The following is a 13,792-nucleotide window of genomic DNA, read 5'->3' on the forward strand; positions in this document are numbered from 1 at the left end:
TCGCGCGACCGGCGCGCGCCCGCAACCCTCGGCTGACAGGTGCCCTCGCGTCATACGATGGAGGGCTATGCCCGCGCCCATTCCCGTGATCTCGTTCCCGCCGGAGCTGCCCGTCAGCGCCGCCCGGGAAGAGATCGCGCGCGCCATCGAGGGCAACCAGGTCGTGATCGTCGCCGGGGCAACCGGGTCGGGCAAAACGACGCAGCTGCCCAAGATCTGCCTCGAGCTCGGTCGCACGCGCATCGCGCACACGCAGCCGCGCAGGCTCGCGGCCCGCACGATCGCCGAGCGCATCGCGGAAGAACTCGAGGTGCCCCTCGGCACCCTCGTCGGGTACAAGGTCCGATTCACCGACAACGTCTCCGACCAGACCCTCGTCGCCCTCATGACCGACGGCATCCTGCTGAACGAGATCCACCGCGACCGGCTGCTGCGCCGCTACGACACGATCATCATCGACGAGGCCCACGAGCGCAGCCTCAACATCGACTTCCTGCTCGGGTACCTCACGCGGATCCTGCCGGAGCGGCCCGACCTCAAGGTCATCGTCACATCGGCGACGATCGACCCGCAGAGCTTCGCCGCACACTTCGCGGATGCCTCGGGCACACCCGCGCCGATCGTCGAGGTGTCGGGCAGGACGTTCCCGGTCGACATCCGGTACCGCCCTCTCGTCGGCGAGGTCGAGGACGACGTTTCGTCTCGCGCCCTCGGCGCTCGCTCAACGTCCGACGAGCCCCCGGTCGTTGAGCGAGCGCAGCGAGACGAAACGACGGCACCGATCGACGAGCGCCCCTACGACGTCGAGGGTGACGAGGTCGCGGGCATCGTCGCGGCGCTCCGAGAACTCGACCGCGAGGCGCCGGGCGACGTGCTGGTGTTCCTGCCGGGCGAGGCCGAGATCCGCGACGCCGCCGACGCCGTCCGCGGTGCCTACGCGCAGGGCGCGGCCCCGACAGAGGTCCTCCCCCTCTTCGGGCGCCTGTCGTCGGCCGACCAGCATCGCGTCTTCGAACCCTCGCGCGTGGCCGGCGTCCGCCGCCGCGTCGTTCTCGCCACGAACGTCGCCGAGACGAGCCTGACCGTGCCCGGTATCCGGTACGTGATCGATGTCGGGACAGCTCGGATGTCGCGCTACAGCAACCGCGCGAAGGTGCAGCGCCTGCCGATCGAGGCCGTGTCGCAGGCATCCGCGCAGCAACGCTCCGGCCGTGCCGGACGCACGAGCGCCGGCATCGCGATCCGCCTCTATGCCGCCGACGACTTCGCGAAGCGCCCCGAGTACACCGAGCCCGAGATCCTGCGGACGAGCCTCGCCTCGGTCATCCTGCAGATGCTCTCGCTCGGCTTCGGCGACATCGAGGCGTTCCCGTTCCTCACCCCACCGGACTCCCGCGGCGTCAAGGCCGCGCTCGATCTGCTCGGCGAGCTCGGCGCCGTGGAACCCGGGAAGGGCGCCCCGCGCCTCACGCGCATCGGACGCGACATCGCGCGGATGCCGATCGACCCGCGCTTCGCCCGCATGCTCATCGAGGCGCAGCGCACCGGCGCGATCGCCGAGGTTCTGCCGGTCGTGGCCGGGATGTCGATCCAGGACGTCCGCGAGCGCCCCGAGGAGCGCCGCGAAGAGGCCGACAGGCTGCACGCGCGCTTCGCCGACCCGACGAGCGACTTCCTCGCGCTCCTCAACCTCTGGAACCACCTGCAAGAGGCACAGCGCGAGAACGGATCGAGCGCGTTCCGACGCCTCTGCAAGGCCGAGCACCTCAACTACGTTCGCGTGCGTGAGTGGTTCGACGTACACCGGCAGATCCGGTCGCTGGTCCCTTCGACAGGCTCAGGGACCGCTGGGCGCGAAGGTGCCCGTTCCGGTCGCGAAGGTGCCCGTTCCGGGCGCGAGAGTGCCCGTTCCACGGACACGGACGAACAGGCCCTCGACCCCGCCGCGATCCACCGCGCGATCCTCGCCGGTCTGCTCTCGCATATCGGCCTGATCGACGAGCGCGCCACGCAGAAGGGCGCCACCCCCGCCCGCCGCGCACCGGCGCCCGATTATCTCGGTGCCCGCGGCATCCGATTCGCCATCTTTCCCGGCTCGGGGTTGCGCAAGGCCCGACCGAAGGCCGTCATGGCCGCCGAGCTGGTCGAGACGTCACGTCTCTACGCCCGCACGGTCGCCGCGATCGACCCTGCCTGGGCCGAACCCCTCGCGGGCGACCTCGCGAAACGTCAGGTGAGCGAGCCGCACTGGTCGAAGGATGCCGGGGCCGCGGTCGCCTACGAGAAGGTCACGCTGTTCGGGGTCGAGATCATCCCCCGCCGTCGCGTGCAGTTCGCCCGCATCGACCGCGCCGGGGCGCGCGAGCTTTTCGTCCGGCACGCGCTGGTCGAGGGCGAGTGGGATCCGTCGAAGATCGACATACGCCTGACGGGTTTCGCCCGCGCGAACGACGAGCTGCGCCGACGTCTCGAGCGGGTAGAAGAGCGCGAGCGTCGGCGCGACATCCTCGCCGGCGACGAGGCCGTTTTCGCGTTCTACGACGCGCACATCCCGCCCGAGGTATTCGACGTCCGCTCGTTCGAGAACTGGTGGCGTGAGGCATCCGCACGCACACCGAAACTCCTCACGATGCGCGAGCAGGACCTGCTCGAGGGCGAGGCGCGATCGGATGCCTCGGACTTCCCGACCCGCTGGACCCAGGGCGATCAGACACTCACCTTGGCCTACCGGTTCGAGCCGGGCGCGCCCGACGATGGCGTCGCGGTGGTCGTGCCGCTGGCGCTTCTCGCGAGTGTGCGCCCCGACGGGTTCGACTGGCAGGTTCCGGGGCTGCGCCCGGATCTGGTCACGGCGCTGCTGCGGGCGCTGCCGAAGTTCATCCGCCGGCACGTCGTGCCCGCGGCGGACTGGGCCGCGAAATTCGCCGACGACCTCGCGGGCGCGGGCCCCGAGAGCCACGCGGGTCTTCCGCCGACGTCGCTCGCCGCCGCGCTGGCGAAGCTCATCCAGCGCGTCGCCAACCGGCCCGTGACAACCGATGATTTCGAAATGGACAGGGTTCCCGCGCACCTGCGTCCAACGTTCCGTGTCGTGGACGAGCGCGGGCGCACGGTCGGGTCGGGGCGCGACCTGCGCGAGTTGCAAGAGACCCTGTCGGGCCGTGCGCGCGAGAGCGTCGCCACCCGTCTCGCCGCTCCACCGTCGACCGCGAGGCCGCGCCGCGGAGGGGGTCCGGCCGCGCTGGTCGAGCCGTCTCCGAGCACCGGCGCATCCGTCCGCGAACGCGAGGGAATCACCACGTGGGACCTGGGCGACCTCCCGCCCGTCGTCGACACCCGCGTCGCGGGCGGGGTCGTCCGCGGCTACCCGACACTCCTCGACGACGGCGCGAGTGTTTCGCTCCGCATCGAGACCACCCCGGATGCCGCCGAACGAACGCTGCGGGTCGGTATCCGGCGACTCGTGCTGCTCGCGGTGCCCTCGCCCGTTTCGTATGTGCAGGAGCATCTGACCGCGAACGAGAAACTCGCCCTCGCCGCCTCTCCGTACGCCTCGGCGAAGGCGCTGATCGAGGACTGTCGCGCGGCGGCAGCCGACACGCTGATCCGCACGGTTGCTCCGACCGGCGTGGTCCGCAGTGCGGAGGATTTCGCGCGCGTACGGGATGCGGTCTCGGCCGGGATCGTGGACGCGATGTTCGCCACCGTGTCGCTGACCGCCCGCATCCTGCTGACCGCGCGGAACGTCGATAAGGTCCTGCGCGCACAGAACGCCATGACACTGCTCGGTGCCCTCGGCGATGTGCGGGCGCAGGTCGCGGGCCTGATCTATCCGGGATTCGTGCTGCAGTCCGGCACCGCCCGACTGCCGCATCTGCTCCGGTACCTCGAGGGCGCACGGCTGCGGCTCGAGGAACTCGCCGACACCCCGGGTCGCGACCGCCAGCGAATGACGGAGTTCGAACGGGCGGCCGCTCTTTACGCCGAAGCGGGTGGGACGATCCCCGTGCGTCCGGATGCTTCGCCGGCCCTCGTGCACACCCGCTGGTTGCTCGAGGAGTATCGCGTCAGCCTGTTCGCGCAACGTTTGGGCACCGCGGAGCCCGTCTCGCTCCCCCGAATCACGAAGGCTCTGCGCGAGGGTTCCTGACCGTCCAGCCCGGCCACGCGAGGTCTACGCTCGAGACAGAACGCCGTCCCCGACGAGGAAGAACGCATCACCATGACCCGCGCAATCGTCTACACCGAGTTCGGCGGACCCGAGGTCCTCACCGTCACCGAGACGTCGACACCCGAGCTTCGTCCGGCCCATCTGATCGTGCGTGTCGAGGCGGCGGGCGTTAACCCGATCGATGCGAAGATGCGCGCCGGGGCTCGTTCGTCCGGCGCGCTGACGTCACCCCGGCACGTCGGACGCGACGGCGCCGGTGTGGTCGTCGCGGTCGGCGACGACGTGCAGGGCTTCAGGGTCGGTGATCCCGTTGCATTCCGCGAGACATCGGGCACCTACGCGAGCGAGGTGCGGGTCGCCGCGCACAACGCGATTCCCCGCCCGCCCTCGGTCTCAGCCGTCACCGGCGCCGGCATCGGCATCCCGGTGGGTACGGCCTACCAGGTGCTCCGCTCGCTCGATGTCGGCGCGGGCGACACGCTCCTGCTCCACGCGGGATCCGGATCCGTCGGCCAGGCCGCCATCCAGTTCGCCCGCCTCTGGGGTGCCACCGTGATCGCTACCGCGAGCGAGCGTCGCTTCGACCGCGTGCGTGAACTGGGAGCCACGCCTGTCGCGTACGGCCCGGGTCTGCTGGAGCGCGTTCGCGAGGCCGCACCGCAGGGCATCACCGTCGCGTTCGATGCTGCCGGCACGGATGAGGCCCTTGAAACATCCCTCGACCTCGTCGCCGACCGCAACCGCATCGGCACGATCGTGCGCGGAAGGGATGCCGGGGACTACGGTCTGCGGGCCTTCTCGGGCGGAAGCTCGGTTCCCCTGACAGAGACAGAACTCGCCTGGCGCGCCGAGGCGTTCCCCGTCACGATGGCTCTGCTCGCCGCGGGTGTGTTCTCGATCGAGGCGGGCCCATCGTTCTCACTCGAGGACGCGGCAGAAGCGCATCGAGCGACCGAGCGCGGTGTCGACGGCAAGATCGTCGTCGTCCCGTAGCCCCGCAGCTACCCCGGATTCGGTCCCGTCGCGACGGGACGATCCGGATGATTGGACCACTGGCTCCACGAGCCGGGGTACAGGGTGGGCGTGAGACCCGCGAGCCGCAGGGCAACGAACGCGTGCGACGCCGTCACCCCCGAACCGCACGACACGGCGACGGGCGACGCGGCATCGACTCCCGCCTCGGCGAACCGGACGCGTAGGGCCGCGGGCGCCAAGAATCGTCCGTCCGCGTCGACATTTCCCGTCGTGGGCACGCTGATCGAACCCGGAATGTGGCCCGCTCGCGGGTCGATCGGCTCGACATCGCCGCGATAGCGTTCGGGCGCCCGGACGTCCAGCAGGGCACCGGATGCCGCGAGCTCCGCGGCCTCGTCGATCGAGACCTGCGCGAGCCGGCCCGTCGAGAGCGCGACCGAGCCGGGCACTGGCACGACATCGCCCTCTTCGAGGGGCAGTCCCGCGGCCGTCCACGCCCGGAGCGCCCCGTCGAGGATCCGCACGTCGGCCAGGCCCGCGTCGGTCAGCACCCACCACGCGCGCGCCGCGGAGAGAGACTTCAGGTCGTCGTACACGACGACCGTGTCGCCGTCGTTGATCCCCCAGCGGCGAGCGGCCGCCTGGAGGCTCGCAGCATCCGGGAGCGGATGACGCCCGTCGGCCGGTTCGCCGTGCGCGGCCAGCTCGTCGTCGAGGCTGACGTATACGGCCCCGGGGATGTGGCCGGCGAGGTAGTCCGGCCTCCCGTCCGAACGGTCGAGGCGCCACCGCACGTCGAGCACACGGACCTGCGCTCCCTGGGCGATCATCGCGTCGAGCGCTTCGGATGTGATGAGAATCTCGGGCACGGCTCTCCCCCGGACGGTTTCAGACCTGGACTTCTCCAGGCTAGACGGGCGGAAACGACGAACGCGGCGATCGGATGAACCGACCGCCGCGTTGCCGTGTTGCGCTGGCTCGTCGAGCTAGTTCGCCGAGCGGCGCTTGTTGTAGACGTCGAAGGCGACAGCGAGGAGCAATACGAGGCCCTTGACGGCCTGCTGCCACTCGATGCCGATGCCGAGGATCGACATACCGTTGTTCAGCACACCGATGATCAGACCACCGATGATGGCGCCACCGATCGTGCCGACACCACCCTGAACGGCCGCGCCACCGATGAATGCCGCGGAGATCGCCTCGAGCTCGAAACCGTCACCGGCCTTCGGGCCGGCGAGGTTCAGGCGAGCCGTGAAGATCAGGCCGGCGAGAGCGGCGAGGAAGCCCATGTTGACGAACAGCCAGAAGTCGACCCGGCGGGTCTTGATGCCCGAGAGTTCGGCGGCGTGGCGGTTGCCACCGATCGCGTAGATGTGGCGGCCGAAAACGGTGCGGTTCATGACGATGCCGTAAACCAGAACGAGGATGGCCAGGATGATCAGCGTGACCGGGATGCCCTTGTAGGTCGCGAGCGAGAAAGCGAAGAACGCGATCGCAACCGAGATGAGGGCGAGCTTGATGACGAACCAGGTGAGCGGCTCCGCGTCCTGTCCGTACTTGGTGCGAGCCGCACGCGTCCGCACCTGCTGCGTGACGAGCAGGACGATCGCGACGGCGCCGACACCGAGGGTCATGATGTCGGGATCGGTCTCACCGAACACGCCCGACACGAACCCGTTGCCGAGGCCACGGTACTCGGTGGGAAACGACCCGATGTTCTGGTTGCCGAGCACGACGAGCGCAAGGCCACGGAAGATCAGCATGCCGGCCAGCGTCACGATGAACGCGGGAATACCGACGTAGGCGATCCAGAACCCCTGCCAGGCGCCGACCAGAGCTCCGATCAGGAGCGACAGCACGACGGCGAGCCACCAAGGCATCCCCCATGTGACAGCGAAGACACCCGAACACGCGCCGACGAACGCCGCGACGGAGCCGACCGACAGGTCGATGTGGCCGGCGATGATGACCATCACCATGCCGATTGCGAGTACGAGGATGTACCCGTTCTGCACGACGAGGTTCGAGATGTTCTGCGGGCGAAGCAGAATGCCGTTGGTCAGGATCGAGAACAGCACGATCACCGCGAGCAACGCGATGAAGATGCCGTTCTTGCCCAAGTCCGCCAGCACGTGGCTGAGCCACGCGGTGAATCGGTTCTGGACGGGGTTGACGTTTGCTCCGACGGCGGTGGATTCCGTCGAGGGCGGGGTGGGGTTGGACATTGTCACTCCTGTGTGCGACCGCGCCTCAGCGCGGCTTCTCCATGGTCATGAGCTTGAGGACTGCTTCGGGGGTTGCTTGCTCCACCGGCAGCTCACCGGTGATGCGCCCCTCCGAAATGGCATAGACGCGGTCCGAGATTCCCAGCAGCTCGGGCAGCTCGGACGAGATCACGATGATTCCCTTGCCGGATGCCGCGAGCCTGTTGATGATCGAGTAGATCTCGTACTTGGCGCCGACGTCGATCCCGCGGGTGGGTTCGTCGAGGATCAGGACTTCGGGGTCAGAGTAGATCCACTTCGACAGAACGACCTTCTGCTGGTTGCCACCCGAAAGCTTCCCGGTCTTGACCAGCACGCTCGGAGCCTTGATGTTCATGCTCGTGCGGTACTCGTTGGCGACCTTGAATTCCTCGTTGTCGTTGACGAGTCCCGCCGTCTCGAGCTTCTTCAGCGCCGCCATCGAGACGTTGCGCTTGATGTCTTCGATCAGGTTCAGACCGTAGGTCTTGCGATCTTCCGTGGCATACGCCAAGCCGTTCGCGATCGCCTCGGACACCGTCCGGGTCTTGATCTCCTTGCCGCGCAGGAAGACGCGACCGCTGATCTTCGAGCCGTAGCTGCGGCCGAACAGGCTCATCGCGAACTCGGTGCGCCCGGCGCCCATGAGGCCGGCGATGCCGACGATCTCGCCCGCCTTGACGTTGATCGAGACGTTGTCGACGACACGGCGGGTCGAATCCTGCGGGTGGTACGCGGTCCAGTCCTCGACGCGCAGCAGTTCTTCGCCGATGTCGGGGGTGTGGTCGGGGTAGCGGTGTTCGAGGTCGCGACCGACCATGTCGCGGATGATGCGGTCTTCCGTGACGTCGTCCTTGCGGATCGTCTCGATCGTCTTGCCATCGCGGATGACCGTGACCGAGTCGGCGATCTTCTTGATCTCGTTGAGCTTGTGACTGATGATGATCGACGTGATCCCCTGACCTTTCAGGTGCAGGATCAGATCGAGCAGGTGCGCCGAGTCTTCGTCGTTCAGCGCGGCCGTGGGCTCGTCGAGGATCAGAAGCTTCACGCGCTTAGAGAGCGCCTTCGCGATCTCTACCAGCTGCTGCTTGCCGACGCCGATGTTCTTGATCGGGGTGGTGGGGTTCTCGCGCAGCCCCACCCGGGCGAGCAGCTTGGAAGCCTCGAAGTTGGTCTTGTTCCAGTCGATCAGACCGAGCGGGCCACGCACCTCGTTGTTGAGGAAGATGTTCTCGGCGATCGACAGATGCGGGCTGAGGGCCAGCTCTTGGTGGATGATGACGATGCCCTTAGCCTCGCTGTCGCCGAGACCACGGAACGAGACGACCTCACCTTCGAAGACGATGTCACCGTCGTACGTGCCGTGCGGGTAGACGCCCGACAGGACCTTCATGAGCGTGGACTTGCCTGCGCCGTTCTCGCCGCAGATCGCGTGCACCTCGCCGCGCTCAACCGAAAGCGTGACCTGGGAGAGGGCCTTCACTCCCGGAAACGTCTTCGTGATGCTGCGCATCTCGAGAATGGGCTGCGTCATGTGTTCTCCTCCTCAGGAGACCGCGCATCCGGCCGGGCGGAAGTATCCGCCCGGCCGGATGACGACGGGTTTAGCCGTTGATTTCTTCTTCGGTCCAGTAACCGGTGTCAACCAGCGTCTGGGTGATGTTGTCCTTGACGACGATCACCGGGTCGAGCAAGAACGACGGAACGATCTTCACACCGTTGTCGTAGTCCGTGGTGTTGTTCGTCTCGGGCTCTTCACCGTTGAGCAGGGCAACAGCCATGTCCACAGCAACCTGCGCGAGCTCGCGGGTGTCCTTGAAGATGGTGGCGTACTGCTCGCCGGTGACGATGGCCTTGACCGAGTCGAGCTCGGCATCCTGGCCCGAGATGATCGGCCAGTCTTCGCCGACCGAGTAGCCGGCGTCGGTGAGAGCCGAGATGATGCCGCGCGAGATGCCGTCGTACGGCGAGAGCACGGCGTCGACCGTGGTGCCGTCGGAGTAGTTCGCCGTGAGGATGTCCTCCATGCGGCTCTGGGCGGTCTCGCCGTCCCAGCGCAGCGTGGCAACCTGCTCGATTTCGGTCTGTCCCGACTTGACGACGAGCGTGCCATCGTCGATCAGCGGCTGGAGCACGTCCATGGCGCCGTCGAAGAAGAAGAACGCGTTGTTGTCGTCGAGCGAACCGGCGAACAGTTCGATGTTGAACGGACCCTCGGGCGCGCCGTCGATCGGCGTTCCGTCGAGCTCGGTCAGACCGAGTCCGTTCAGGACCGACCACGCCTGCTGCTGGCCGACCGTGAAGTTGTCGAACGACGCGTAGTAGTCGACGTTCTCCGAGTCGCGGATCAGGCGATCGTAGGCGATGACGGGGATTTCGGCGTCGGCCGCATCCTGCAGCACCTGCGAGAGCGTCGTGCCATCGATCGAGGCGATGATGAGCGCCTCGGCGCCCTTGGTGATCATGTTCTCGATCTGCGAGACCTGGGTGGGGATGTCGTCCTCTGCGTACTGCAGGTCGACGGTGTAGCCCTGGTCTTCCAGAGCCGCCTTGACGGCGTCGCCGTCCTGGATCCAGCGCTCGGAGCTCTTGGTGGGCATCGCGACGCCGATCAGGCCGCCGTCGCCCTCGCCTTCTCCGCCGGTTCCGCCGCTGGTGCCGGCGCAGGACGTGAGCAGCAGGGCGCCTGCGGCGACTGCTGCGACAAGAATCTTCTTGGCTTTCACTGTGAGTTCCTCTCGTGGGACTTCTTCGTCTTGGTGATATTCAGTTATGGATCCGCCCGCGGTCGCTGCCACGGGAAGCTTTTGGTGCGTCAGCCGGCGCGTCGCGCGTCGGTCGGTTGTCCGTAGATGTTCTGGTAGCGGCCGTAGAGGGCGTCGATCCTGTCCTGCGGGATCGGGATCAACGGTCCCGCCTCCCGGGCGATGTGGACCGTGCGAGCCGCGTCTTCACACATCACCGCGGACTTCACCGCATCCTTCGCCGACACCCCGATCGTGAACGGCCCATGATTCTGCATCAACACCGCACGCGACCGATGCCCCGTCAAGGTCTCGACGATGCCGCGGCCGATCGAATCATCCCCGATCACCGCGAACGGACCCACCGGAATCGGCCCCCCGAACTCATCTGCCATCCCCGTGATCACACAGGGGATCTCTTCCCCCCGCGCCGCCCACGCCACCGCGTAAGTGGAATGCGTGTGCACCACACCCCCGACATCGGGCATGTTCCGATACACATACGCATGCGCCGCCGTATCACTCGACGGAGACCGGTCACTACCCAGCGTCCCCGGAATCACATTCCCGTCCAGGTCGCACAGGATCATGTTCTCCGGAGCGAGATCGTCGTACGACACACCGCTGGGCTTGATCACGAACAACTCAGCACCCGGCACCCGGCCCGACACATTCCCACCCGTCCACACCACCAGGCCATAACGCACCAACTCCGCATGCAGGCGGGCCACGTCGTCGCGGGTACGCGCAATCGCGACCTCGACCTTGGGTCCGTAGATGCTCACGGCTCACTCCTTTGTGCCCCGGACGGGGACCTGATGTTGCTGCGATGTCCCACGTGATTGCCTCATGTGGAGCCGCCCATGTGACCGGTCATGTGACCGTTCACATCGCGTCATGTTAGTCCGGAGGGAGCCACCCCTGTCAAGTCGACATGGTCTCGGATGTGTAACGGCGACTCAGAACGCGGGACGACCCGTGGAACCGCGCACAATGAGCTCGGGCGTCAGCGTGTGGGCGACCTCGGCGGCCGCTTCGTCGAGTGTCCCCAGCAGCTGAGCAACGCACCGGCGCCCGAGTTCGGTGAAGTCCTGGCGCACCGTGGTGAGCGGTGGCCAGAAGTGTGCCGCCTCGGGAATATCGTCGAAACCGACAACACTCACATCGCGCGGCACATCCAACCCCTCGTCGCGGATCGCATGAATGAAGCCCAGCGCCATCTGGTCGTTCGAGGTGAAGATCGCCGTGAAATCCCGCACGCGCAGCAACTCACGGCCCGCGAAGTAGCCGAACTCCGCGGTCCAGTCCCCCAGAATCGGGGCGGTCGTCGGAATGTCTTGGGCGCCCATCTCTTCCAGAAAACCCCGCATGCGCGCCTCTGCCTCGATCCAGTCCTGCGGACCCGCGAGGTGATAGATCGAGCGATGTCCGTGCTCGATGAGGTGCCTCGTCGCCATGCGGGCGCCGGCGATCTGGTCGACCGAGAGGGCGTGTTCGGCGTCCAGACCGGCGGACTGCAGCGTCACATACGGCACGTCGATCTCGTAGTCGGCGAGAACCTTGAAGACCCGCACCTGTGGCGCGATCACGACGAGCCCCTCGACCGACTGAGCGACGAGGTGCGCCAAACCGGCGCCAATGGACTCCGGATCGGCCGCGTCGATGTTGGCGGTGCTGACCCAGTAACCCCGTTCGCGAGCCGCCGCCTCGATAGCGGCTATCCCCGACGCCGGACCGTACTGCGTGCTGGAAGCAGACAGGATGCCGATCGTCTGCGAACGGCTCGTCGCCAGGGCCCGGGCCGCACGATTGGGCCGATACTGCAACTCCTGCATGATCTCGACGATGCGCTCACGCGTCTCGGGCCGCACGCTCGGGTGATCGTTCAGCACGCGCGAGACCGTCTGGTGCGAGACGCCCGCGAGGCGCGCGACATCGCGAATGCTAGGGGGTCTCCCCCTCCCCACCTCGCTCATGGGTCGGCGCTCCTTCGTACCTGGCCCGTGTGCACGGTCACATCGTTGCCCATCCCCATTATGGCCATCAACTCGCCGCATGTGACAAAAACTGACTGTCACACGCGTTCGCGCCCTGCCCGACGGAGTGCTTCGCACCTAGGCTGTGCGGATGTCCGATATGTTCCACGAACTGCCGTTGAGCAACCGTCACCGGCAGGACGAATCCGGGGTCACGGGCGACTGGCGTTCCGCGGAAGCCGACGTCGTGCGCGCAGCAGACGTGCTGCTGTCCCGTCGCGGAGAGCGCGATCGGGAACCGCTCGCGCGAGCGTTTCTGAGCGTCTCCCGCCTGGGCGCCGCCGGTGGCGACGACCTCGCGGCGGTTGCCGACGCGATCGCCGCGGGGGGCAAACGGCGCATCCGCGATCTGTCGCGCACGGTCACGGCCGCACTCACCCTGAGCCGCGACACCGGCCTACCCATCACCCTCGCGCCCCGTACCTCCGGAGCGGTCGCGCTGTACCTCGCGACATCCGGAAGCTTCGACATCCGTGCCGTCGTCCGGGGACACACCCTTCGCTCCACCGACGATGGCTGGGAGTTCGGAAAAGGCCCCGCCATGGAAGACACCTCGACACGGTTGGTCGCCTTCCTCTGCGGTGTCTCGCAGGAACCCCCACGTCTCGCGCCGCCTCGCAGGTAGGCTCGGGGCATGACCGGTCTGCGATGGGGAATTCTTGCGACGGGCATGATCGCCCGCATGTTCACGAGCGATCTGTACGCGGCGGGACGCGAGGTGGTGGCGGTCGGATCGCGATCGGATGTCTCGGCGCGGGCGTTCGCCGAAGAGTTCGGCATCCCGCACGCCCACGGGTCGTACGAAGCGTTGCTCGCCGACCCGGATGTCGACATCATTTACGTCGCGACTCCGCACCCCGCCCACGCCGAGAATGCCCTCGCGGTCATCGCGGCCGGCAAGCACGTTCTGGTCGAGAAGCCGTTCACGCTCAATGCAACCGAAGCGGCCGCCGTTCGTGATGCCGCAGCCGCGCGCGGCGTGCTCGTGCTCGAGGCCATGTGGACCCGCTACCTGCCGCACATGGTGCGGATCCGCGAGCTGATAGCCGACGATGCGATCGGTGAGGTGCGGGCGGTCTTCGCCGATCACACGCAGCAGATCTCCGATGACCCCGGTCACCGTCTGAACGCGCTCGAACTCGGCGGCGGCGCGCTGCTCGACCTCGGGATCTATCCCGTTTCGTTCACGTGGGACATCTTGGGCCGCCCCGAAACGATCCTCGCGGCGGCCCGGAAGAGCGAGACCGGCGCCGACACCGAGATCGCGACGATCCTCACCCATGCATCCGGAGCGATCTCGACCACCATCTCGTCCTCGCGCGCGGCCGGCCCGAATACCGCACACATCATCGGCACTGCGGGCCGGATCGACATCGACCACACCTGGTACAACGCCACGTCGTTCCGCCTCAGCGCTCCCGATGGCACCGTGCGTGAACACTACGTCTCTCACGTGCAGGGGCGGGGGATGCAGTACCAGGCACTCGCGGCAGAACGGCTCGTCGCCGAAGGCAACCTCAGCGGCGACCTCCTCACAATCGACGAGACGGTGGACATCATGGCGACCCTCGACCAGATCCGCGGCCAGATCGGCCTCGTCTACCCGAGCGAGGCGTGAAC

General features: G+C 67.4%; 10 protein-coding genes. 4 read left to right on the forward strand and 6 right to left on the reverse strand.

Annotation, left to right across the window (positions count from 1 at the left end):
• The first annotated feature begins 67 nt into the window (after positions 1-67).
• Positions 68-4,150, forward strand: a complete 4,083-nt coding sequence (hrpA, locus tag ACXZ1E_RS04515; protein WP_458042227.1) for an ATP-dependent RNA helicase HrpA — start codon at positions 68-70, stop codon at positions 4,148-4,150.
• 72 nt (positions 4,151-4,222) lie between these two features.
• Positions 4,223-5,164, forward strand: coding sequence for an NADP-dependent oxidoreductase (locus ACXZ1E_RS04520; protein WP_458042228.1), 942 nt, complete (start codon positions 4,223-4,225; stop codon positions 5,162-5,164).
• Between the two features lie 8 nt (positions 5,165-5,172).
• On the opposite strand, the gene ACXZ1E_RS04525 is transcribed toward ACXZ1E_RS04520, so the two are convergent.
• The 6 genes from ACXZ1E_RS04525 to ACXZ1E_RS04550 form a co-directional block, all read right to left on the reverse strand.
• Positions 5,173-6,015 (reverse strand): sulfurtransferase, encoded by an 843-nt coding sequence (locus ACXZ1E_RS04525; RefSeq protein ID WP_458042229.1) that lies wholly within the window; start codon positions 6,013-6,015, stop codon positions 5,173-5,175.
• A 117-nt stretch (positions 6,016-6,132) separates the two neighbouring features.
• Complete coding sequence (gene mmsB / locus ACXZ1E_RS04530; RefSeq protein WP_458042230.1) at positions 6,133-7,371, reverse strand: multiple monosaccharide ABC transporter permease; 1,239 nt, start codon at positions 7,369-7,371, stop codon at positions 6,133-6,135.
• Between the two features lie 25 nt (positions 7,372-7,396).
• On the reverse strand, positions 7,397-8,926 hold the full coding sequence (mmsA, locus tag ACXZ1E_RS04535) for a multiple monosaccharide ABC transporter ATP-binding protein (RefSeq protein ID WP_458042231.1): 1,530 nt from the start codon (positions 8,924-8,926) through the stop codon (positions 7,397-7,399).
• A 70-nt stretch (positions 8,927-8,996) separates the two neighbouring features.
• Entirely contained in the window at positions 8,997-10,118 is a 1,122-nt protein-coding gene (gene chvE, locus ACXZ1E_RS04540) for a multiple monosaccharide ABC transporter substrate-binding protein (protein ID WP_458042232.1), read from the reverse strand.
• Positions 10,119-10,207: 89 nt separating this feature from the next.
• Positions 10,208-10,921, reverse strand: a complete 714-nt coding sequence (locus tag ACXZ1E_RS04545; RefSeq protein WP_458042233.1) for an L-ribulose-5-phosphate 4-epimerase — start codon at positions 10,919-10,921, stop codon at positions 10,208-10,210.
• Between the two features lie 174 nt (positions 10,922-11,095).
• A complete protein-coding gene (locus tag ACXZ1E_RS04550; protein ID WP_458352051.1) occupies positions 11,096-12,193 on the reverse strand; it encodes a LacI family DNA-binding transcriptional regulator in 1,098 nt (365 codons plus the stop codon).
• A 70-nt stretch (positions 12,194-12,263) separates the two neighbouring features.
• Between ACXZ1E_RS04550 and ACXZ1E_RS04555 the strand changes: the two genes are divergently transcribed.
• Positions 12,264-12,797: a hypothetical protein gene (locus tag ACXZ1E_RS04555; protein ID WP_458042235.1), complete on the forward strand. Its 534-nt coding sequence runs from the start codon at positions 12,264-12,266 to the stop codon at positions 12,795-12,797.
• Positions 12,798-12,806: 9 nt separating this feature from the next.
• Complete coding sequence (locus tag ACXZ1E_RS04560) at positions 12,807-13,790, forward strand: Gfo/Idh/MocA family protein (RefSeq protein ID WP_458042236.1); 984 nt, start codon at positions 12,807-12,809, stop codon at positions 13,788-13,790.
• The last annotated feature ends 2 nt before the right edge of the window (positions 13,791-13,792 follow it).

The sequence above is a fragment of the Pacificispira sp. HM-600 genome (assembly GCF_977993705.1).